The organism is Rhizobium sp. 01T437 (assembly GCF_056398505.1).
On sequence record NZ_JBFTPM010000001.1, the window covers coordinates 238,510 to 259,938 of the forward strand.

Consider the following 21,429-nt stretch of genomic DNA (forward strand, 5'->3'; position numbering starts at 1 on the left):
CCGTCTTTGGAATCGAGTTATGGCATTCAGCGGATATTTGCGGAAGGGCCTTTGATCAAAGCCAATATCCTGCTCCGGATCAAAACACAGACCTATGTGTCCTGACTATTTACGGCTACGTTTACTGTAACGTACTTCCGGATATACGCCCCATATGTTTCGCTTTGCATGAAAGGGTCGCTCAGCAGGTCGCCAGTACCTTGGCCATCTTGGTCTTGCCAAAGATGCGCCGGCGTCAATCGGGTCCTGCTGGGTTCTTCATTTCGTTCCGGGGGAAACGCACATGACAACTCACTTTGAGATCAGACGCCTGTTGCGAACGCCTATGTCGTTCGTTTTTCTGGCAATTGCTTCGATGGCCATTCCGGCCGCACCTGAGGCCAGGGCCGCTTCCCTGACGGAAGAGGAAGCGCGTGAGATCGGCATCGAAGCCTATGTCTATTTTTATCCGCTGATAACGATGGACATCACGCGCAAGCAGCTGACCAACATGGAACCGAAGGAGGGGTCGATCGGCGGCCCGGCCAACCGGTTCGCCAATATCCGCGAGTTTCCACCGGCGGACATGAAGGCCGTGGTGCGGCCGAATTTCGACACGCTCTATTCGAGCGGCTGGCTTGATCTCACCAAGGAACCGGTGGTGGTTACCGCGCCGGATACCGGAGGCCGCTATTACCTCCTGCCGATGCTGGACATGTGGACGGATGTGTTTGCCGCGCCGGGCTGGCGAACGACCGGAACATCAGTCGGAAACTTCCTGATCGCCTCGCCCGGCTGGAAGCCCGAGCTTCGCGACACGTTCGGCGAATTCAAGCTGCCGGAGGGAACTGAACGGATCGATGCTCCGACGCCTTATGTCTGGATCATCGGCCGCACCAAAACCGATGGCCCTGATGACTACAATGCCGTTCACAAGATCCAGGACGGTTACAAGATCACGCCGCTGTCGCAATGGGGCAAGGGCGCCAAGCAGGCGGAGATCAAAATAGACCCTTCCATTGACATGAAGACGCCACCTAAGACTCAGGCCGATACGGCTTCGGCGGAAGACTATTTCGCCTATGCTGCCGAACTGCTGAAACTTCATCCGCCGCACAGCACCGATCAGCCGATCATTGCCCGCATGAAGCGGATCGGCTTCGAGCCCGGCAAGAGCTTTGACCTGTCCAAGGCCGATCCCGTCGTCCAGAAAGCGCTGAAGACGGCGCCGCAGGATGCGCAGGCGCTCATGGGCTGGAAGCTGAAGACATTGGCACGCGTGGTCAATGGCTGGTCGATGAACACCGACACGATGGGTGTCTACGGCAATTACTATCTGAAACGGGCGATCGTGGCGCAACAGGGACTTGGCGCCAATCTGCCTGAGGACGCCATCTATCCGCTGAACCTCGGGGATGAAAACGGCAACCCGCTGGATGGACGAAGCAATTACACGCTCCATTTTGAAAAGGAGAACATTCCGCCGGTCAACGCTTTCTGGTCGGTCACTCTCTATGACAGCGGCGGCTTCCAGGTCGCCAATCCGCTCAATCGGTTCGCCGTCAGCAGCTGGATGCCGTTCCAATTCAACGCCGACGGCTCGCTCGACCTCTATTTCCAGACGGAAAGCCCCGGCAAGGACAAGGAATGGAACTGGCTGCCGGCGCCGAACGGCCCGTACAATCTGACGATGAGGCTCTATGCGCCGAAGGGTAGCGCGCTGATCGGCAAGTGGAACCCACCGCCGGTGACGCGTGCGGCTCCAGCGGCTCCGCTCGCTGCTCAGTGAGAAGGCCAAAAGTATCGGAAGCCTTTGGGGGCGCGCCATGATCCAAGCGCGTCCCGCCAAGCCTCTCTTTTCCATCGACAGTTCGGCCCGCATCGAAGCATTTCGCGCCCGCAGTCGCTAAACAGACGGTCGGTTTTGCACGGCTGACGAATAGGACTGCGATGGAAAAGACGGCAAAGATGACAACGGAGCTGGCGCTGCTGCTGGCGCTTTCGACGCTCTGGGGAGCCTCCTACACCTTCATCAAGATCGGCGTCGAAACCATCCCGCCGCTAACACTGGTGGCAGCCCGAACGCTTGTCGCCGGCGCGCTGCTTCTCGCCATCATCCGCTGGCGTGGCCTCAAGCTGCCCCGCGACCGAAAGACCTGGGCCTATTTCCTGTTTCAGGCCTGCCTCAACAGCGTCTTCCCCTTCACGCTGATTGCCTGGGCCGAGCGGACGACCGATGCCGGCCTGTCGGCGATCCTGAATTCCACGACGCCGATCTTTGCCTTTCTGATCACGGCGCTGATCACACGGCATGAGGTCCTCACAGGCCGCAAGCTGTTCGGTGTATCGGCCGGATTGATCGGAACCGCGCTGATCATCGGTATCGGAGCGCTTGACAACATCGGAGATGCGCTCTGGGCGCAGCTTGCGATCGTGACCGCCACGATCTGCTATGCAGGCGCTGCGGTCTTCGGCCGGAATTTCAGGGGGCTTGACCCCATGATGCCGGCTGCCGGCTCGCTGATATCGGGGGCGGTAATCCTGATCCCGGTCAGCGTCATCGCCGATCGTCCCTGGACGTTGCAGCCGGGCCTGCATTCCGTCCTTGCTCTCCTTGCCCTCTCGGTCTTTTCGACGGCGCTTGCCTTTGTGATCTATTTTCGCCTCGTGCAGACGCTCGGTTCGGTTGGCGCCACGGCCCAGGCCTATCTGAGGGTACCGATCGGCGTTGCAATCGGTGTCGTCTTCCTCGGCGAAACGCTGTCCTCCACGGCAGGCCTTGGACTTGCCTGCGTCATGGCCGGTGTCATCGCAATGACGCTGCCCACCCGAGCGCGGGTCCGTCAGGCGGTCTAATCCGCAATCGCTTGTTCGACGGAGATCGAAAATCGCCTGTTGTCATCGCGCTGTCATTAATGATGAGGATACGGGTCGGCTCAATGGGGGATGTTGGCGTGGATGCAAAAGAAATGACCAAGGAGAAGACGGCGGCTCCACCGGCAGGTACACCTGCGGAAGTGTTCGGCGCCTTCCTGAAGCTTGGCCTCACCTCGTTCGGCGGACCGATCGCGCATCTCGGCTATTTCCGCAACGAGCTCGTGACGCGGCGGAAATGGATCGACGAGAAGGGTTATGCCGATCTCGTCGCCCTCTGTCAGTTCCTTCCCGGTCCGGCATCGAGCCAGGTCGGCTTCGCCATGGGCCTGCTGCGCGGCGGGCCGCTGGGGGCGCTTGCGGCGTGGAGCGCATTCACGCTTCCGTCCGCGCTGATCCTGTTCATATTCGCAACCGCCGCCACCGCGCTCGACAATCCTCTCGGACAGGGCCTGCTGCACGGATTGAAGCTCGTTGCCGTTGCTGTCGTGGCACAAGCCGTCTGGGGCATGGCACGATCGCTGACGCCCGACAAGCCGCGCGCCGGCATCGCGTTGGCCGCGATTTTCATCGTGACATTGGGGGGAGCGTTCGGCCAGCTCGCAGCCATCGTGCTGGGTGCGGTTTCCGGGCTCATGCTTTGTCGCGAGGCCGCCATCGAGCACAAGGCAAGTTTTTCGTTCGGTATATCGCGATCATCAGGCGTCACCTGCCTGCTGGCCTTCCTGCTCCTTCTGTTCGGACTGCCGCTTATCGTTTCCATCATGGATTGGCAGGGGCTGCGCCTCTTCGATGCCTTTTATCGCTCAGGCGCGCTGGTGTTTGGCGGCGGCCATGTTGTCCTGCCGCTGCTCGAGGCGGAGGTCGTGAGGCCGGGTTGGGTTTCGGAAAACGCGTTTCTCGCTGGTTACGGTGTCGCACAGGCTGTGCCTGGTCCGCTTTTCACGTTTTCGGCCTATCTCGGGGCGGTGATGGGGCCAGCTCCCAACGGTATCGCGGGCGCAGCCATCGCTCTGGCCGCCATCTTTCTGCCGGGCTTTCTGCTGCTGCTCGGCACCCTGCCTTTCTGGGACAGGCTCAGTACCTATCCGCTGGCGCAGGCGGCCATGCGCGGCGCAAATGCCGCCGTGGTCGGCGTGCTGGGTGCCGCACTCTACAATCCGGTATGGACAAGCGCGGTCCTTACATCGGCCGATTTTGCTCTCGCCCTGTCCGGCTTCCTTCTGCTGGTGGTCTGGAAGGCGCCGCCATGGATCGTCGTGGTGCTGATGGCAGCAAGTGCGATCCTGCTGCAGCTTTCCGCCTGAACCGTATCAGACCAGTCAATCCTTTTGCGACAAAGCGGCTTCTATCGCCGCCCATGCCGCCCGGCCAAGCCTTGCATCCGCCGCATCGTTGCCGCCATGGGCGTGAAGGCTGGAGCGGGGCGTCGTCTCGCCTGAAAGCAGCACCCGATGGCCCGCCTCGGGGTCAACGACCAGTGACACCGGCCTGCCGCTTTTTTCGCGCCGGCTGGCAAGCTCACGCGCAAACCTCTCCGACGGCCAGAGTGCATCGTCTCCGCCAGCCACGAGGACGAGATCTGCGGCGGCCTTCTCGACGGGAATGCACGCTCGCCACAAAGTTTGCTCGTCCGTATCCAGGCACTTTTCGAAGAAGGAGCGATAGGACACGAGCCCATCGCGATAGTCCCGCTCCCAGGTGGGATCGGCGGGGACGAATTCCAGTCGCTCTCCCTTCCAGGACCAGGATGAACGTTCGGGCCATTCTCTGCCGTCCTTGCCAGGCCCGATATTGCCCCAGACAACCGAGCTCGGGCTGATCGCTATAACAGCGTTCACGCGCGGGTCCAGGGTGGCGACAAGCAAGGCCGCCTCTGCGCCTTTCGAGGTTCCGACGAAGACGATGCGCCGGCATCCCCGCGAAATCAGGTAGTCCGTGGCGTCACAGAAGGTTTCCAGCGGGATTTCGCAAATGCCGGGTGATTGCCCCGTTGCGCCGAACCATTGCAGCGCCAGTGCTTTCGCGCCGGCCTTGGCAAACAATCTGGCACGATCGATATCGACCCTGCCGCTGGAACCGCTGAGCACGACGACACCGGTCTCATTCGCGTCTGGCCGGGAGACGAATGCGCCGTTTACCCGGCCCTCGAGCCGTTCGATTTTGCAGCCGTCCATCGCGCTTGTTACCATGCTGACATCTTGTTGAATTATCGGATGGTTCTCGACTGTCACTGAGGACGGAGCCTATCATGGTCGAGCATGCGCGTGCAGGGGCCTCTTTCGAGGATGCCAATGTCGTCAGCAACTATCCCTACCGTCCGCCATATCCCGAGGCGATCTACGAGAAGCTGCTTGCCATCGCGCCAAAGCGCAGCTGCCTGCTGGATATAGGCTGCGGCCCCGGCAAGATTTCACGGCAGCTCTCGCGGCATTTCGAAAAGGTCATCGCCGTCGATCCCTCCCGCCACATGATCGAGCTCGGTCAGAGCTTGGAGGAGGGGCGCGCACGCAATCTTCACTGGATCGTCGGTTTCGCCGAGGATGTCGATATCCCCGATCGTCCCGACCTCATCGTTGCTGCTGCAAGCATTCACTGGATGGATCACAAGCGCCTTTTCGCGCGGCTGAAAACCTATGCCGCCGCCGACCACCGGGTGGCCGTCATATCAGGAGATGCGCCTTTCCAACCGGCCTGGGAGGCGGACTGGCAGTCTTTTCTCACCAGATGGGTTCCTGCCATAACGGGCGAGGCGTTCGATCCCATTGGCAAGCGAGAGGACTGGTCGGCCTACAAGGCGTTCCTCGACATCGAAGGCTCCGGGCATTTCCACTCCGCTCCATTCGAGCAAAGCGTCGAAGACTTCATTCGCTGCCAGCATTCGCGCGATACGTTCGCGCCATCCCGTCTGGCCGGCAGGATGAGCGAGTTCGACGGGGAGCTCGGTGAGATGCTCGCTCCCTATGCTCGTGAGGGGAGACTGAGTTTCATCGTCCGGACGAAACTGGTCTGGGGCTCGATCAGCTTGTGATCTGCTTGGCCCCAAACGCATTTCGGCCAGTCTAGGCCACTGCCATGATGACATGGGCCTGAATTTTGGCGGTAACCTCACCCTCGCCATGCCGGTCGGCAATCGCGGATGCGGCGCAGTCGGTCGCAATGTCCAGTTTTCCCGGAGCTCTGGCTTCGATTTCGCTCCGAAGGACGGTTCCCTGGCAATAGGCGAGGGCAGGAATCCGGGGCGAGGAGGCGCGGCTTTGTTCGGCCTTCGTTTCGATCACCACATGGGAGAAACCCGCCTCTTCCAGCTCGGCGCGGATCAGCGCCTTGTCATGATAGCCATGCGGCGTGCGGACCAGGAAGCGTAGCGGATCGTCCGGAAACATCGTCGCAAGGGCATTCGTCACATCGTCGGCAAAAACATTCTCCTCGATGCGGTCCCATACGTTGAACAGGAAATGTCCGCCGGGCTTCAGGACACGCTTTGCTTCGCGGTAGCCGGATATACGGTTCGGGAAGAACATCGCGCCGAACTGACATAAGACGAGATCGAAGGTGGCATTTTCAAACGGCAGCGCCAGAGCATCCGCCTGGCGCCATTCCAGGCGATTATCGGAGCCTTGCTGCGAAGCGGCGTAGTCGAGCATCGGCTGGTTGAGATCGGTGATGATATAGCGTGCGCCCGAGGACAGTTTCGGCGCCAGTGCGCGGGTCACGACCCCAGTACCTGCTGCGGTTTCCAGAACGGCGCCGGGCGACAGGGATGCCGCTCTCCGGGCAAGATCTGCGGCGAAGGGCTCGAAGATCAGCGGCACCATATAGTGGTCGTAGTTTTCCGGGATCGAGCCGACGAACAGCTTGTCCTTTTCCAGCATTGTCGTCACCTTCCGCCGCCCAATGGGGCTTCAAACACATCGGGTTCACCGCCGCTCACAGCCGCAGGCTTTCGTCCAGCCAGACCCGGAAACCGCCGCGGAAGGCGTTGTCGTTGCTGCCGCGCCGGCATTTGGGCGGCAGATCCTTCAGCTTTTCGACGTTGCCGCCACCGATGACGATATAGTCGGGCAGCAGGGCGGCGGCCAGGCGGTCGGCGACGTCGAAGACCGATTTTCGCCATCTGCCTTTACCGCGACCTTCCAGGCCGCGTTCGCCGACATAGTCCTCGAATGTCGCCTTCTTGTAGGGCATGTGGGCCAGTTCGAGCGGCATGCAGACGTTCTCGGCGATCATCGCCGAACCAAGTCCGGTGCCGAGGCCAAGGAAGAGCATACGGCCGGCCTCGTAGCTGCCGATCGCCTGCATCAGCGCGTCATTGACCATGCGCACGGGCTTGCCGAGGGCTTTCTCGAAATCGAAGCCCTTCCATCCCGGGCCGAGGTTGAATGGATCGGCCGCGGGGCGGTGGGCAGCGACGGGGCCAGGATAACCCATGGCGACGACATCATAGTGCCAGTCGGCTGTCAGATCGGTAAGGGCTGCGACCATCTTCGCCGCCGTCATCGCGCGCCCCGATACGACCGAGCGTCGCTCGCCGCCGCTGCTGAGTTCCGCCTTCACATGCGAGCCACCGATATCGACGGCGAGCACGATGCGGTCGGCCGGCGCCGCAACCTTCGGCTTGGCTCGCTCACGCGTCTGCTTTTCTTCCATTGTGTCAGCCATGGCTGGCGCTCCTCTCCGGCTGTACCCTTATTCTTTCCCGCGCTATTCTATCGGGCCCGCACTATTCTATCGGGCGCAAGATCGTAGCCGGCTGTCAAGCCGGTATATTGCAGATCGCTTAATTTCATCTCAGGATGGCAGGGAAGACGAGCAAATAGAGCGGAGGAACAGCACTTGGCCTTTCCGACACGACCACCCGGTTCCGTCGAGCCGCCAGGTTCGCCGGGCATCGAGCCCCGATGGACGTCCAGCGACAAGAGTGCTGTTGGTACCGCCGTCAGTTCGGCAAGCTGCGTCTGGTTTACGGCAAGCCACGGCATCCTCAACGAGATCTACGCGCCACGGCTCGATATGGCCTGCGTGCGCGATTTCGGTTTCATCGTCACGGCTAAGGGCTACTTCTCCGAGGAAAAACGCGACGCCGATCACAGCGTACAGGCGATCGAGGACGGCGTTCCGGCCTTCCGTCTCGTCAATACCGCCCGCGACGGGCGTTATCGCATCACCAAGACCATCTTTTCAGACCCTGAGCGCGAGGTGGTACTGCAGGACATCCGCTTCGAGGCGCTGATAGGCAATCTCTCAGACTACCGGCTGCATGCGCTTGTTGCCCCACATCTCGTCAATGGCGGCGCCGACAACAACGGCTGGTATGATGATTTCAAGGGCAGGCAGATGCTCTTTGCCGAGGGGTCCGGGCGGTCGCTCGCCATTGCCGCTTCGGTGCCCTGGCTTGCGCGATCAGTGGGCTATGTCGGCATTTCCGACGGTTGGCAGACGCTGTCGCGCGGCGAGGGGCTGAATGAGGAGTACAGCTGCGCCACATCAGGCAATGTCGCGCTGTCAGGAACACTGGATATGCAGGCAGGTGAGGGCCAAGCTGACCAGGGAAGGGCGCTGATCGCCATCGGTTTCGGCACGCAGCCGGAGGAAGCTGCCCTGCGCACGCTGCTCAGCCTGGAACAGGGCGTTGAGCCGGCGCTGAAACATTATCGCAGCGGCTGGCGGGAATGGCAGGCCGGCCTGCTTGCGCTCGATGAACCGCATGATCCTGACAAGCTCAACCGCTACCGCGTCAGCACCGGCGTGCTCGCCACCCACCGCGACGACGCCTCCGGCGCCATCATCGCCAGCCTTTCCATCCCCTGGGGCTTCAGCAAGGGCGATGACGACCTTGGCGGTTATCATCTGGTGTGGACGCGCGATCTGGTGGAAACGGCGGGCGGTCTGCTTGCTGCCGGGGCCACAGCGGATGCACGCTCCGTGCTCGACTATCTCGCTGTCATTCAGGAAGCGGACGGCCATTGGGTGCAGAATGCCTGGCTCGACGGCAGGCCCTACTGGTATGGCATCCAGATGGATGAGACGGCCTTTCCGATCCTGCTCTATGACATGCTGCTGCGTGCCGGAGCGATCGATGCCTCGGAGAGGGGACGCTACCTGCCTATGGTCGAAGCGGCTGCGGGCTATATCGTCAGAAACGGCCCCGCCACCCAGGAGGATCGCTGGGAGGAGGATGCCGGCTACTCGCCGTTTACGCTCGCCGTAGAGATCGCCGGCCTGCTTGCGGCGGCCGATGCTTTGGAAGCGGTCGGGCGGCTGGATGCGGCGCACTATCTGCGCGAGGTGGCCGACGGCTGGAACGAGCGCATCGAGGAATGGACCTACGCCACGGATACCGAACTGTCGCGCCGTCTCGGCGTCGAAGGCTATTATGTGCGCATCGCCTCGGCGACAGACGGCAGCCTGTCACTGCGGCGTGACTTCATTCCGATCCGCAATCGGGACGATCTCGGCGAGGTGCTTGAAGCGGACCTGCTGATAAGCCCGGATGCGCTTGCGCTGGTGCGCTTCGGCCTCCGCGCCGCCGACGATCCGCGCATACTCGGCACGGTCGCGGCAATCGATGCGGAGCTGCGCCGCGACCTTCCGGCCGGTCCCTACTGGTATCGCTATAATGACGACGGCTATGGCGAGCGCATCGGCGGCGCACCCTTTGCCGGCAGCGGTGTCGGCAGGCTCTGGCCTCTGCTGACCGGTGAGCGCGCCCATTACGAACTCGCCGCCGGACGAGCTGACGAAGCACAGCGGATGCTTGCTGCGCTGGAAGCTTCGGCAAGCGAAGGTGGGCTCTTGCCCGAGCAGATCTGGGACAGCGAGGACGTGCCGCAGCGCGAGCTTTTCCTCGGCCGCCCCTCGGGCAGCGCCATGCCGCTCGTCTGGGCGCATGCCGAACATATCAAGCTGCTGCGCTCGCTGCGGGATGGCGTGATCTTCGACATGCCGCCCCAGACCTTTGCCCGCTATGTCGCAGCAAAGCCGGCGCCGGCACCATTCTCCTGGCGGCTGACAGCCCGACGCGACCAGATGCCGGCGGGCCGGCGGCTCCGCGTCGAACTGCCCGAGCCCGCTCTGGTGCGCTGGTCTACCGACGGCTGGGCAAGCGCCGCCGACAACCCATGCCGCGACACCGGCTTCGGCACTCATGTCTTCGACCTGCCAACGCAGGCGCTCGGCCCCGGCATGATCGACTTCACGATCTTCTGGAAGGATGCGCAGCGCTGGGAGGGTGCGGATTTTCAGATCGAGGTGGTTTGAGGCGGAATCCTTTTCCGCCAGTGTCGCGGAATTCCAGCCAATAAGAAAAGCGGCCGTTTCCGGCCGCCAAAGGGATTTGTTCCAGTTTCTCTGTATTTCCGGAAGTATTTCCGAAAGCCTTGGGATCCGGCGATAGGCCAGACCCAGGGATCAGGACTTGTAGATCAGCCAGCTCTTGGTGAATTCCTTCTGCATGCCGTCTTCATAGACGACGGTGCAGTTGCGGCCGGCGTTCTTGGCGCTATAGAGGGCGATATCGCTCTTGGAGTAGAGCTCGCCGGCATCGTCGGCGTGCGAGGCCATGCAAATGCCGATGGAGACCGTGACCGGGCCGTAATTGACGCGGGTGCGGGAATTCTTGAAGGGGGTGGATTCCAGCGTCCGGCGAATGCGCTCGGCGACCGCCGTCACTTCCTCCAGTGTGTTGCCGTCGATGATGAGCGCGAATTCCTCGCCGCCGGTGCGGGCGACGAAAACGTCGCGCCGGACATTGGTGCGGATGACGGAGGCGACCGTCGCGAGAACCTTGTCGCCGACCGGATGGCCGTAGGTGTCGTTGATTTTCTTGAAATTGTCGATGTCGGCCAAGAGCAGGGCGGTCACCGGGCGCAACGCCGGATTATTGAAGACGGCGGCCAGCCGGTCGTCGAAGGCGCGGCGGTTGGATAGGCGCGTCAGCGAGTCGGTATTGGCGATGCGCTTGTATTCGTCGAGTTCCTTGCGGACCTGATCCATCTCCTGCGAGCGCTGGACCATGTCCTCGACGGTCTTTTCGCCATGAGTGATCGTATCGCCGGTTGCCTGGGTGAGCAGGTCGATGGCGTTTTCGATGAGGTCGGCACTGCTCGTGCTCTTGGAGCTGATGCGCTTGCAGGTCTCGTTGAGCAGCCGGTTATAGCTTTCGAGCGAGGTCTGCTCCTGGCGCAGCACGCGCAGCAGGCCTTCCAGTTCGCCGGCGATGCGGCTATGGGCGTCGTCGAAGATCTTGGCAGGCGCCGTGTGGGAACAATGCTGGGTGCCGAGCGCATCGAGCTCAGCCTGCGTCGCCTGGCCGCCGAGAGCGGCAAGGTCGCGGGTGAGTGCGGGGTTGGAACCGATATAGGCTTCGTAGAAGAGTTCGTAATTGCGGGGAATTGGTGCAACGCCCATGGAGCGCATGGCATAGGTGATCTGACCCGCCACATCGGGAACCTGCACCTTGGGCGCAACGGCCGTATTCATTCCGGCAACTCCTCATCCAATTCTTAAGCAATCTTCTATTTGTTATCTTAGATTTCTTGGGAAATGATTAAAGCGACATRTACCAAAGATTACATACGATAAGTTTGATGAGCATCAATACTACGATCAGCCCTATGATTTTTCTCAAATATTTGTAAGTTCGACTGTAACGGTGACACCTCTTATGCGCGAGGTGCTCCAAAAAAGTTCAATCGTTTTCTCTTTTTAGGGATTGTTTTCGTTTTGTTGACGGTCGGTATCTTTTGTCTGGTCTACTGGCGGGCAGGGCGAGGTGACAGATTCTATCTCAAGAGACCGGATTTATGGGGATCGGATCGCGGTCTCCTGTCGAAGGCATGAGATCATGGAATCGCCTCGCCACACGTCACCCACCATTCTCGTATTCGCCATCCTTGCCGGCTGCGCTTTTCTTTTACAGCAGACCGGCTTCTTCAACGGCATCTTCAGCACGGATATCCTCGCCAGCGTGAAGGCGGAGGATATTCTCAGCGCATCCGATATCGCCGCCATGGAACGACCCGTAGTTCAGCCCATGACGGCGGCCAGTATCGATCCGGCCGAGACGGCTTCGGTGCGATAGTCAGCAGCCTCAAGTCTCAGCCGAGGTTCAGCTCCTGGAAGAAGTCGTTGCCCTTGTCGTCGATGACGATAAAGGCCGGGAAGTCTTCCACCTCGATCTTCCAGACGGCTTCCATGCCGAGTTCGGGATATTCCAGCACATCGACCTTGCGGATACAGTCCTGCGCCAGGCGGGCGGCCGGGCCGCCGATGGAACCGAGATAAAAGCCCTGATGCTTCTTGCAGGCCTCGCGCACGGCGCGCGAACGGTTGCCCTTGGCGAGCATGACCATGGAGCCGCCGAAGGACTGAAACTGGTCGACATAGCTATCCATGCGGCCGGCAGTCGTCGGGCCGAAGGAGCCGGAGGCGTAGCCGGCGGGGGTCTTGGCCGGGCCGGCATAATAGACCGGGTGGTTCTTCATATAGTCGGGCATGCCTTCGCCCTTTTCCAGCCGTTCGCGGATCTTGGCATGTGCGAGATCGCGGGCGACGATGATCGTGCCCGATAGCGACAGGCGCGTCTTGACCGGGTGCTTTGAAAGCTCGGCGAGAATATCGGCCATCGGCTGGTTCAGATCGACACGCACGACGGATTCGGAAAGCTTCGCCTCGTCGATATCGGGCATGTACTTGGACGGATCGGTTTCCAGCTGCTCGATGAAGATGCCGTCGCGGGTGATCTTGCCCTTGGCCTGGCGGTCGGCGGAACAGGAGACGCCGAGCCCGATCGGCAGCGAGGCGCCATGGCGGGGCAGGCGGATGACGCGCACGTCATGACAGAAATACTTGCCGCCGAACTGGGCGCCGACGCCGAGGCTCTGCGTCAGCTTATGGATCTCCATTTCCATCTCGATGTCGCGGAAGGCGTGGCCGTTTTCGGAGCCTTCGGTCGGCAGTTCATCGAGGTAGCGGGTGGAGGCGAGCTTGACGGTCTTCAGGTTCATCTCGGCCGAGGTGCCGCCGATGACGATCGCCAGATGGTAGGGGGGACAGGCTGCCGTACCTAAAGTGAGGATCTTCTCCTTGAGGAAGTCGAGCATGCGGTCATGCGACAGGAGCGAGGGCGTGCCCTGGAAGAGAAAGGTCTTGTTGGCCGAGCCGCCGCCCTTGGCGACGAAGAGGAAGTCGTAGCTATCGGTGCCTTCCTCATAGATATCGATCTGCGCCGGCAGATTGTTATTGGTGTTCTTTTCCTCGAACATCTTGACGGGGGCGAGCTGCGAGTAACGCAGGTTCTTCTTTTCATAAGCGTCGAGCACGCCCTTCGAAAGGGCAGCGGTATCGCCGCCTTCGGTCCAGACGCGGCGGCCCTTCTTGCCCATGATGATCGCCGTGCCCGTATCCTGGCACATGGGCAGCACGCCGCCGGCGGCGATATTGGCATTTTTCAGGAGGTCATAGGCGACGAAACGGTCATTGTCGGTCGCTTCCGGATCGTCGAGGATCGAGGCGAGCTGCTTCAGATGGCCGGGGCGCAGCAGATGGTTGATGTCGGCGAAGGCGGTTTCGGCAAGCAGGCGAATGCCCTCAGGGTCGACGCTCAGGATCTCTTGGCCCTTGAAGCTGTCGATCGAGACATAGTCGCTGCTGATCTTGCGGTAAGGGGTGGTGTCGGTGCCGAGGGGAAAGAGATCGTCAGCCATCGAAGTGACCTTTCTGGTGGGATATTTTTGGAACCGGTCTAAATCTGGCGCAGGGTAAAAGCAATTGGGGAGGGCGCGGGATTGGTGGCGAAAATGACGCGGCCGGACGGGCTCCACTTTCCTCAAAAACAAAAAAGACCGGCAGAGCCAGCCTTTGATTGTTGAGACGCTTCCCGTTACTCGACGTCATCCTCGGGCTTGTCCCGAGGATCTGCTACGTATCGACCGGCAGTAGATGCTCGGGACAAGCCCGAGCATGACGGAAGAAGGGTTTACCTCGGGCTGATCATCATCTCCGCGCGCACGATCGCGTCATATTCCTCAGATGTCACGAGCCCGCTTGCCAGCGCCTCTTCCTTCAGCGTCGTACCATTCTTGTGCGCCGTCTTGGCGATCTTGGCGGCCGCATCATAGCCTATCTTCGGAGCAAGGGCGGTGACCAGCATCAGCGAGCGTTCGAGGCCAGCCTTAATGTTGTCCTCGCGGGCTTCGATGCCGACGACGCAATTGTCGGTGAAGGAGACGGCTGCGTCGCCGAGGAGTTGCACCGACTGCAGGAAGTTATAGGCCATCATCGGATTATAGACGTTGAGCTCGAAATGGCCCTGGCTGTCGGCGAAGGTGAGAGCCGCATGGTTGCCGAAGACGTGGATGCAGACCTGCGTCAGGGCCTCGCACTGGGTGGGGTTCACCTTGCCGGGCATGATCGAGGAGCCGGGCTCGTTTTCCGGCAGTGCCAGTTCGCCAAGGCCGGCGCGCGGGCCGGAGCCGAGCAGGCGTATGTCGTTGGCGATCTTGAAGAGGGCAGCGGCGGCTGCATTGATCGCGCCGTGGGCGAAGACCATCGAATCATGCGACGCGAGCGCCTCGAACTTGTTCGGCGCGGTCACGAAGGGCATGTGGGTGATTGCTGCGATCTCTTCGGCAACCTTTTCGGCAAAACCGACCGGCGCATTCAGCCCGGTGCCGACGGCGGTGCCGCCCTGGGCGAGTTCGCAGAGGCCGGGCAGGGTCATTTCGATGCGCTTGATGGCGGAGCCCACCTGCGCGGCGTAGCCGGAAAACTCCTGGCCGAGCGTCAGCGGCGTCGCATCCTGCGTGTGTGTGCGGCCGATCTTGATGATGTGGCTGAATTCCGTGACCTTCATGTCGAGGGCGGCATGCAGGTGCTTCAGCGAAGGCAGCAGGTGATGGGCGATCTGTTCGGCGCAGGCGATATGCATGGCCGTCGGGTAGGTGTCGTTCGACGACTGGCTCATATTAACGTGATCGTTCGGATGCACCGGCTTCTTGGAACCCATGACGCCGCCGAGCATTTCTATGGCACGATTGGAGATCACTTCATTGGCGTTCATGTTGGACTGCGTGCCGGAACCGGTCTGCCAGACGACCAGCGGGAAATGGTCGTTCAGCTTGCCGTCGATCACCTCCTGGGCGGCATCCACGATGGACTTGCCGATGTTGGAATCGAGCTGGCCGAGCGCCATGTTGGCACGCGCCGCCGCCTGCTTGACGATGCCGAGCGCACGCACGATCGAGAGCGGCTGCTTTTCCCAGCCGATCTTGAAATTGCCGAGAGAACGCTGCGCCTGCGCGCCCCAGTAACGGTCGCTGACGACTTCGATCGGGCCAAATGTATCGGTTTCGGTGCGGGTGGAACTCATGGCTTCGTGCCTTCCTGTCACATGCTGTTAAGAGCAGTCTTTGAAGATGAGGGGACTTATAGGGTGGAAAGCTTTTCAAGAAAACCGGAGCTTATGCGAAATATTGAAGACGGATCTCATGTTTTGCATCGCCATTCAGGCGCTGCAGGGCCGTGTTTTTTCGGCCACGCCGGGAAATTAATGCAAAGAGTGGCAGAAAGTGCCCTTTCTCGCGGTGGAAAATTCGGTAAAAAATTAACTAATAATTTCATAATTTTGTGTGAACTGGCGCACGGCGCTTGCGTTCGACCCCGTCACACAAAGTTGAGCCTGAAAGCGCTGGCGGCGCAGTCCGATTTCTGATGAATGGGCCGCAGCTGCCGGGAATTTCTGGAAGAATTGATCAGAGCCTTTTTGCTCGACAACAGCATGGTACTGGGACTGGAAAACAAGATGAAGTTCGTTTTGAAAAGCGCGGTTTCCGCATTGGCATTTTCCTGCGTGATGGGCGCGGTTCCTGCGCATGCCTATACGCTGATGGACATGCTGCGCGGCGACCGGGCAAGAAGCGGCCAGAGCACGATCATCATGGACCCTTCGGCTCCGGTTCGCGGCAATCCCGGCAATCGTAACGGCCTTGGCGGCGATATCGATCCGGAAGCTGCGATGCCGAAGGTTTCCAGCCCGCGCTACTACACCTACAAGGCTGAAACGCTGCAGTTCGTCGATACGACGAAGTTTGCCGATCCTGTCGTCACCGGGGCGGTCGCCGACGTCTCCGGCTCGGCCACGACTGACGGTGCTCCGCAGCGCCACTTCCTGACGGAAGCCAAGGTTCGCGCCAATGCCGATATCGCCAAGGCCCTGCAGGCCTATTACGGTGACGGCAAGAACCCGCTGATCTGGGTTTCCAGCGATGGCATCAATGATCACGGCAAGGCGGCACTCAGCGTGCTCGCCGATGCTGCAAGCGTCGGCCTCGATCCGGCCGATTATGCCGTGTCCGAGCCGAGCATCGATCCGGCCAATCCGGATCCCGATGTCCGCGACCGGGCGCTGACGCAGTTCGAACTGGCGCTTTCCTCCAAGGTTCTTGCCTATGTGCAGGACACGACGCGCGGCCGCGTCGACCCCAACAAGCTCTCCGGCTACCATGATTTCCAGCGCAAGGTCGTCAAGCTCGATCCGGTGCTGAAGCTCTCCCGCATGAGCCCTGACGTCGCTGCCTATCTCAACAGCCGCAACCCCGACAGCACGCAGTTCCTGGCGCTGAAGGCCGAGCTTGCCAAGCTGCGCGCCGCCGACGGCGGCAATGAAGCGCCGATCACCATTTCGCTCACTTCCCTGCTGCGCCCGGGCGACAGCTCGCCGGAAGTTGCCAACATCGTCAAGGCGATCCAGAAGAATGGTTCGGAGGAGCTGAAGACCGCGCATGCGGCCACCTTCTCAGCCTATACCGGCAGCAGCGACTATTCACCCGAGATCGTGTCACTTGTCGAGGACTTCCAGAAGGAACATGGTCTGAAGTCTGATGGTGTCATTGGCCAGGCGACCGTGCGCACCATGACCGGCGGCGACAGCAACGGCTCCAAGATCGACAAGCTCGTCGTTGCCATGGAGCAGGCGCGCTGGYTGCCTGATGATCTCGGCCCGCGCTATGTGATGATCAACCAGCCGGCCTTCATGGCTTATTACTACAACGACTCCAAGCAGCAGCTTGCGATGCGCACCGTCGTTGGCGGCAAGAACAACCAGACCTATTTCTTCGACGATGAAATCGAAACGGTCGAGTTCAATCCATTCTGGGGCGTGCCGCAGTCGATCATCATCAATGAGATGCTGCCGAAGCTGCGCTCCGACCCGAACTATCTGGACCAGATGGGCTACGAGGTCGAAGTCGGCGGCCGTGCCGTTCCGTCTTCCAGCGTCGACTGGTACGGCTCGACGCAGAACATCTCGGTCCGCCAGCCGCCGAGCAGCGACAATGCGCTGGGTGAACTCAAGATCCTGTTCCCGAACAGCCATGCCATCTACATGCACGACACGCCCTCGAAGAGCTTCTTCAAGCGTGACATGCGTGCGCTGAGCCACGGCTGCGTGCGCCTTGCAGACCCGCGCGCCATGGCTGCCGCCGTTCTCGGCACGACCGTCGATGATGTGGCGAAGCAGATAGCTACCGGCCAGAACCACGCCGTGAAGGTGCCGCAGAGGATCCCGGTCTATGTATCTTATTTCACGGCATGGCCGAACAAGGACGGCGTGATCGAGTATTTCGACGACGTCTATGGCCGCGATGCTTATGTGGACAAGGCGTTCGACGTGACGACCAAGTCGCGTGAGGCGCAGATCTGACGCCAAGCGTTTAACGGGCAATTTGAACGGGCGGTCTTCGGGCCGCCCGTTTTGTTTTTGGGTGTTTGCGTACGGGAAATATGAGTAGGGGGCGCGCGACTGCAGACGCATCAATCCGATCGCCAGCCCTCAGATAATAGCAACCTTCGCCGCAGAACCGTTCAGCAGACTCTCCACCAGCCGCGGGGTCAGTTCGTCGAAATGCGTGATGATCACGTCAGGATCGAGACTTGACACCGGCACATCCGAATAGCCGAAAGGTACTGCGATCGCCGGCACACCGGCATTCTTCGCCACCGCAATATCATTGACACTGTCACCGATCATCACGGCGCGGGCAACATCGCCGCCGGCGCGCTCAATCGTGCCGGTCAGATGTCGCGCGTCGGGCTTGCGGTATTCAAACGTATCACCGCCGGTGATCGCGTCGAAATAATGCGTCAGCCCGAGCTTCTCCAGGAGTACGGTCGCGAGCCCTTCCATCTTGTTGGTGCAGACGGCAAGCGCATAGCCCGATGCCTTCAGGCTATCCATGGCGGCGACGAGACCGGGGTAGGGCTCGGTATGGCCCGGCATGTTTGCGCTGTAATGGGCCACGAAACGCTCCACCAGTGCCGGCAGTTCTTCCTGCGAGATCGGGCGGCCCTGCAGCTTGCAGGCACGCTCGATCATCACACGGGCGCCCTGGCCAACCAGGTGCGTCAGGTCGTCATAGGTGACGGGCTCAAGATCCAGCGCTGCGATCGTGTAGTTCAGGCTTTCGACCAGATCGACATGGGTGTCGAGCAGCGTGCCGTCGAGATCGAAGACAACAAGGGCCCTATTCTGGGGAAGAGCTTGGCGGGCATTTTCGGGAGCGGGGGTCAAAGTGATGCCTCTTTGCAGGGTAGGATCATCCGGGAGTAGGCGATGAACAGGCGAAAAGCAACGCCAGGACGGCTGATAGAAGAGTCGCAGCCGAAACGCGTGGCTTTCAATCGCAGGACGATGATTTTGGCTTTCGTTTGCAATACGAGCCGTGTAAACAGCACATCCAACGCAATATCAGGAGCTGGCGGCGCATGGATGCCCGCGAAATGAAGATCAAGGCCGCTGAGGCCGCGCTTGTCCATGTTGAGTACGGCATGCGTCTTGGAATCGGGACCGGAAGCACGGCGGAGGAATTCGTTCGCATGCTCGCTGAAAAGGTTGCAGCCGGTTTCAAGGTCGAAGGCGTTCCGACGTCCGAGCGCACCGCGCGGCTCTGCGTCGAACTCGGCGTTCCCCTGAAATCGCTGGATGAACTTCCACAACTGGATCTCACCATCGACGGCGCCGACGAGGTCGATGCAGACTTGCGGCTCATCAAGGGTGGCGGTGGTGCGCTGTTGCGCGAAAAGATCGTCGCGGCAGCCTCGACTCGGATGATCGTCATTGCCGACGAAAGCAAGCTGGTGCAGACGCTCGGCGCCTTCGCATTGCCGATCGAGGTCAATCCCTTCGGCCTCGTTTCGACACGCATCGCGATCGAAAAGACCGCCTCACGCCTTGGTCTCTCTGGCGAACTGACGCTGCGTCAGTCCGGTGATGGAGAGTTTACGACTGACGGCGGACATCACATCATCGATGCATCTTTTGGCCGCATTCCTGATGCAGAGGCGCTTTCGAGGGAACTGAATTCCATACCCGGTGTCGTGGAGCACGGGCTTTTCATCAACATGGCGGCGCTTGCGATCATTGCCGGTCCTGCAGGCGCCCGCACGCTGCAGGCAAACAGATAACAGGAGCATAGAAACTCATGATGAACATTGCAGGTCTTGGCCGTCTTGCCGCTGCGACCATCGTTCTTTCCGGGCTTGCCTTTGGCTCTGCCGCAAGAGCGCAGGAAGTGTCCGAAGAGCAGCTGAAGGCTGCCCGCGCAGCCATGGACGCCATCGGCGCAACCACCCAGTATGACAACATCCTGCCGGGTCTGGCCGAGCGTCTGAAGGCCGGCCTCATCCAGGATTCGCCGAACTATCAGGATGTCATTTCCGCGACCGTCGATGCGCAGGCGCTTGCTCTGGCACCGCGCCGTGCCGACCTCGAGAAGGAAGCCGCTCTGACCTATGCCAAGGCCTTCTCGGTCGAAGAGCTGAAGGCGATCGCCGACTTCTACAATTCCGACGTTGGCAAGAAGCTGCTGCGCGACGGCCCGGTTGCCTCGCGCGAAACCGCTAAGGCTGCCGATATCTGGGCGCAGGGCATTTCCCGCGACCTCGAAAAGCAGAGCAATGTCCAGCTCTCCAAGGTCATCAAGGCTCCGCCGCCGGTCACCGACAGCCCGGCGACGCAGGCTCCGACCGCAGCACCGGCACCGGCACCGGCCAAGCCGTAAGGCCGCCTTCACCTTTCGCAAAAGCCCGGCATCGTCCGGGCTTTTGTTTTTCTATTCCTCCCTCCTATATGTGAACCACCCATCCAGCGATTCCCTCCGGAGATCATCATGCCTTCCTTCGACTACGACCTCTTCGTCATCGGCGGCGGTTCGGGTGGCGTGCGCAGCGCGCGCGTCGCAGCCTCGCTCGGCAAGAAGGTGGCGATCGCCGAGGAATACCGCTATGGCGGCACCTGCGTGATCCGCGGCTGCGTGCCGAAGAAGCTCTTCGTTTACGCCTCGCAGTTCCACGAGCATTTCGAGGACGCTGCCGGCTTTGGCTGGACGGTCGGCGAAAGCTCGTTCGACTGGAAGAAGCTGATCGCCGCCAAGGATGGCGAGATCGCACGGCTGGAAGGGCTCTACAAGAAGGGGCTTTCCGGCGCCAATGCCGAGATCCTGGAGACGCGCGCCGAACTCGTCGATGCGCATACGATCAGGCTGCTGAAAACAGGCGAAACGGTCACCGCCAAGACCATCGTGATTGCGACCGGCGGCAGGCCGAACCCGCATGAGGCGCTGCCCGGCCACGAGCTCTGCATTTCCTCCAACGAGGCTTTCCATCTGGAAGCGCTGCCGAAATCGATCCTGATTGCCGGCGGCGGCTACATCGCCGTCGAATTTGCGAATATCTTCCACGGGCTCGGCGTCGAGACGACGCTGATCTACCGCGGCACCGAAATCCTTTCGCGCTTCGACGAAGACCTGCGGCGCGGGCTGCATGAGGCGATGGTTGCCAAGGGCATCCGCATCCTCTGCCAGGATGTGATGCAGAAGGTGACGAAGGGCGAAGACGGCCTCGTCATCGAGACGCTGAAGAACGGCACGCTCAACGCCGGTGTCGTCATGCTGGCGCTCGGCCGCGATCCGAATACGAAAGGGCTCGGGCTCGAAAAGGCGGGTGTTGCGCTGAACGAGCGCGGCGCCATCATCGTCGACGACTATTCGCGTACCAATGTCGACGGTATCTATGCGCTCGGCGATGTCACCGACCGGGTACAGCTGACACCGGTGGCGATCCATGAGGCCATGTGCTTCATCGAGACGGAATACAAGGACAATCCGACCAAGCCGGATTACGCCCTGATCCCGACGGCGGTCTTCTCGCAGCCGGAGATCGGCACGGTTGGCCTTTCCGAGGAAGAGGCGGGCAAGCGCTACAAGGAGCTGGAAGTCTACCGCGCCCAGTTCCGGCCGCTGAAGGCCACACTTTCAGGCCGGGCCGAAAAGATGATCATGAAGTTGATCGTCGATGCGGCCAGCCGCAAGGTTGTCGGCGCCCATATCCTCGGCCACGACGCCGGCGAGATGGCGCAGATCCTTGGCATCACGCTGAAGGCCGGCTGCACCAAGGATGATTTCGACCGCACCATGGCGCTGCATCCGACGGCCGCCGAAGAGCTGGTGACCATGTATGCGCCGAGCTACCGTATCCGTGACGGCCAGCGCGTCTGATCTGTTCTCATGAAATGCTACCTGC

General features: G+C 60.9%; 19 protein-coding genes. 11 read left to right on the plus strand and 8 right to left on the minus strand.

The window, feature by feature from the left end; genetic code table 11:
* Positions 1-283 precede the first annotated feature (283 nt).
* From AC1DM5_RS01320 to chrA, 3 genes are all read left to right on the plus strand, one after another.
* Positions 284-1,768, plus strand: a complete 1,485-nt coding sequence (locus tag AC1DM5_RS01320) for a DUF1254 domain-containing protein (protein WP_477821347.1) — start codon at positions 284-286, stop codon at positions 1,766-1,768.
* 179 nt (positions 1,769-1,947) lie between these two features.
* Complete coding sequence (locus tag AC1DM5_RS01325) at positions 1,948-2,835, plus strand: DMT family transporter (protein WP_477974466.1); 888 nt, start codon at positions 1,948-1,950, stop codon at positions 2,833-2,835.
* Between the two features lie 113 nt (positions 2,836-2,948).
* On the plus strand, positions 2,949-4,160 hold the full coding sequence (chrA, locus tag AC1DM5_RS01330) for a chromate efflux transporter (RefSeq protein WP_477821381.1): 1,212 nt from the start codon (positions 2,949-2,951) through the stop codon (positions 4,158-4,160).
* A 15-nt stretch (positions 4,161-4,175) separates the two neighbouring features.
* On the opposite strand, the gene AC1DM5_RS01335 is transcribed toward chrA, so the two are convergent.
* Positions 4,176-5,045 carry an acyl-CoA thioester hydrolase/BAAT C-terminal domain-containing protein gene (locus AC1DM5_RS01335; RefSeq protein WP_477821349.1) on the minus strand — a complete coding sequence of 290 codons (870 nt, stop codon included), beginning with the start codon at positions 5,043-5,045 and terminating at the stop codon, positions 4,176-4,178.
* 59 nt (positions 5,046-5,104) lie between these two features.
* On the opposite strand from AC1DM5_RS01335, the gene AC1DM5_RS01340 reads away from it, so the two are divergent.
* On the plus strand, positions 5,105-5,884 hold the full coding sequence (locus AC1DM5_RS01340; protein WP_477821350.1) for a class I SAM-dependent methyltransferase: 780 nt from the start codon (positions 5,105-5,107) through the stop codon (positions 5,882-5,884).
* A 31-nt stretch (positions 5,885-5,915) separates the two neighbouring features.
* Here the strand turns inward: AC1DM5_RS01340 and AC1DM5_RS01345 are convergent, their stop codons facing one another.
* A complete protein-coding gene (locus tag AC1DM5_RS01345) occupies positions 5,916-6,728 on the minus strand; it encodes a class I SAM-dependent methyltransferase (RefSeq protein WP_477821351.1) in 813 nt (270 codons plus the stop codon).
* Positions 6,729-6,783: 55 nt separating this feature from the next.
* On the minus strand, positions 6,784-7,515 hold the full coding sequence (locus AC1DM5_RS01350; protein WP_477821352.1) for an ROK family protein: 732 nt from the start codon (positions 7,513-7,515) through the stop codon (positions 6,784-6,786).
* Between the two features lie 174 nt (positions 7,516-7,689).
* Between AC1DM5_RS01350 and AC1DM5_RS01355 the strand changes: the two genes are divergently transcribed.
* A complete protein-coding gene (locus tag AC1DM5_RS01355) occupies positions 7,690-10,113 on the plus strand; it encodes a glucan 1,4-alpha-glucosidase (RefSeq protein WP_477974468.1) in 2,424 nt (807 codons plus the stop codon).
* Between the two features lie 150 nt (positions 10,114-10,263).
* Here AC1DM5_RS01355 and AC1DM5_RS01360 read toward each other — a convergent pair whose 3' ends face one another.
* Positions 10,264-11,334, minus strand: coding sequence for a GGDEF domain-containing protein (locus AC1DM5_RS01360; protein WP_477821354.1), 1,071 nt, complete (start codon positions 11,332-11,334; stop codon positions 10,264-10,266).
* A 364-nt stretch (positions 11,335-11,698) separates the two neighbouring features.
* On the opposite strand from AC1DM5_RS01360, the gene AC1DM5_RS01365 reads away from it, so the two are divergent.
* Entirely contained in the window at positions 11,699-11,935 is a 237-nt protein-coding gene (locus AC1DM5_RS01365) for a hypothetical protein (protein WP_477821355.1), read from the plus strand.
* A gap of 16 nt (positions 11,936-11,951) precedes the next feature.
* Here AC1DM5_RS01365 and AC1DM5_RS01370 read toward each other — a convergent pair whose 3' ends face one another.
* Together AC1DM5_RS01370 and fumC are read right to left on the minus strand one after the other, a co-directional pair.
* Positions 11,952-13,559 (minus strand): fumarate hydratase, encoded by a 1,608-nt coding sequence (locus tag AC1DM5_RS01370; protein ID WP_477974470.1) that lies wholly within the window; start codon positions 13,557-13,559, stop codon positions 11,952-11,954.
* Positions 13,560-13,831: 272 nt separating this feature from the next.
* Positions 13,832-15,223, minus strand: a complete 1,392-nt coding sequence (fumC, locus tag AC1DM5_RS01375) for a class II fumarate hydratase (protein WP_477821357.1) — start codon at positions 15,221-15,223, stop codon at positions 13,832-13,834.
* Between the two features lie 63 nt (positions 15,224-15,286).
* Between fumC and AC1DM5_RS01380 the strand changes: the two genes are divergently transcribed.
* Both AC1DM5_RS01380 and AC1DM5_RS01385 read left to right on the plus strand, forming a co-directional pair.
* Positions 15,287-15,565, plus strand: a complete 279-nt coding sequence (locus AC1DM5_RS01380; RefSeq protein WP_477821358.1) for a hypothetical protein — start codon at positions 15,287-15,289, stop codon at positions 15,563-15,565.
* A gap of 90 nt (positions 15,566-15,655) precedes the next feature.
* Positions 15,656-17,554, plus strand: a complete 1,899-nt coding sequence (locus AC1DM5_RS01385) for a L,D-transpeptidase family protein (RefSeq protein ID WP_477821359.1) — start codon at positions 15,656-15,658, stop codon at positions 17,552-17,554.
* A gap of 129 nt (positions 17,555-17,683) precedes the next feature.
* Here the strand turns inward: AC1DM5_RS01385 and AC1DM5_RS01390 are convergent, their stop codons facing one another.
* Together AC1DM5_RS01390 and AC1DM5_RS01395 are read right to left on the minus strand one after the other, a co-directional pair.
* Positions 17,684-18,421, minus strand: coding sequence for an HAD family hydrolase (locus AC1DM5_RS01390; protein WP_477821360.1), 738 nt, complete (start codon positions 18,419-18,421; stop codon positions 17,684-17,686).
* Positions 18,418-18,666 (minus strand): hypothetical protein, encoded by a 249-nt coding sequence (locus tag AC1DM5_RS01395; RefSeq protein WP_477821384.1) that lies wholly within the window; start codon positions 18,664-18,666, stop codon positions 18,418-18,420. The genes AC1DM5_RS01390 and AC1DM5_RS01395 overlap by 4 nt, the downstream gene beginning before the upstream one ends.
* On the opposite strand from AC1DM5_RS01395, the gene rpiA reads away from it, so the two are divergent.
* The 3 genes from rpiA (at position 18,616) to gor (ending at position 21,404) form a co-directional block, all read left to right on the plus strand.
* Positions 18,616-19,314: a ribose-5-phosphate isomerase RpiA gene (rpiA, locus tag AC1DM5_RS01400; RefSeq protein WP_477821361.1), complete on the plus strand. Its 699-nt coding sequence runs from the start codon at positions 18,616-18,618 to the stop codon at positions 19,312-19,314. The genes AC1DM5_RS01395 and rpiA overlap by 51 nt on opposite strands.
* A gap of 17 nt (positions 19,315-19,331) precedes the next feature.
* Positions 19,332-19,910, plus strand: coding sequence for a DUF2059 domain-containing protein (locus AC1DM5_RS01405; RefSeq protein WP_477821362.1), 579 nt, complete (start codon positions 19,332-19,334; stop codon positions 19,908-19,910).
* 108 nt (positions 19,911-20,018) lie between these two features.
* Positions 20,019-21,404, plus strand: coding sequence for a glutathione-disulfide reductase (gor, locus tag AC1DM5_RS01410; protein WP_477821363.1), 1,386 nt, complete (start codon positions 20,019-20,021; stop codon positions 21,402-21,404).
* Positions 21,405-21,429: the final 25 nt, after the last annotated feature.

Bases quoted from the DNA above. Each gene is read 5' to 3' on its own strand.
- AC1DM5_RS01405 (WP_477821362.1), top strand. From the start codon at position 19,332: ATGATGAACATTGCAGGTCTTGGCCGTCTTGCCGCTGCGACCATCGTT.
- AC1DM5_RS01340 (WP_477821350.1), top strand. From the start codon at position 5,105: ATGGTCGAGCATGCGCGTGCAGGGGCCTCTTTCGAGGATGCCAATGTC.
- AC1DM5_RS01335 (WP_477821349.1), bottom strand. From the start codon at position 5,045: ATGGTAACAAGCGCGATGGACGGCTGCAAAATCGAACGGCTCGAGGGC.
- AC1DM5_RS01325 (WP_477974466.1), top strand. From the start codon at position 1,948: ATGACAACGGAGCTGGCGCTGCTGCTGGCGCTTTCGACGCTCTGGGGA.
- chrA (WP_477821381.1), top strand. From the start codon at position 2,949: ATGACCAAGGAGAAGACGGCGGCTCCACCGGCAGGTACACCTGCGGAA.
- AC1DM5_RS01320 (WP_477821347.1), top strand. From the start codon at position 284: ATGACAACTCACTTTGAGATCAGACGCCTGTTGCGAACGCCTATGTCG.
- AC1DM5_RS01365 (WP_477821355.1), top strand. From the start codon at position 11,699: ATGGAATCGCCTCGCCACACGTCACCCACCATTCTCGTATTCGCCATC.
- rpiA (WP_477821361.1), top strand. From the start codon at position 18,616: ATGGATGCCCGCGAAATGAAGATCAAGGCCGCTGAGGCCGCGCTTGTC.
- AC1DM5_RS01350 (WP_477821352.1), bottom strand. From the start codon at position 7,515: ATGGCTGACACAATGGAAGAAAAGCAGACGCGTGAGCGAGCCAAGCCG.
- AC1DM5_RS01395 (WP_477821384.1), bottom strand. From the start codon at position 18,666: ATGGACAAGCGCGGCCTCAGCGGCCTTGATCTTCATTTCGCGGGCATC.
- AC1DM5_RS01345 (WP_477821351.1), bottom strand. From the start codon at position 6,728: ATGCTGGAAAAGGACAAGCTGTTCGTCGGCTCGATCCCGGAAAACTAC.
- AC1DM5_RS01370 (WP_477974470.1), bottom strand. From the start codon at position 13,559: ATGGCTGACGATCTCTTTCCCCTCGGCACCGACACCACCCCTTACCGC.
- gor (WP_477821363.1), top strand. From the start codon at position 20,019: ATGCCTTCCTTCGACTACGACCTCTTCGTCATCGGCGGCGGTTCGGGT.
- fumC (WP_477821357.1), bottom strand. From the start codon at position 15,223: ATGAGTTCCACCCGCACCGAAACCGATACATTTGGCCCGATCGAAGTC.
- AC1DM5_RS01360 (WP_477821354.1), bottom strand. From the start codon at position 11,334: ATGAATACGGCCGTTGCGCCCAAGGTGCAGGTTCCCGATGTGGCGGGT.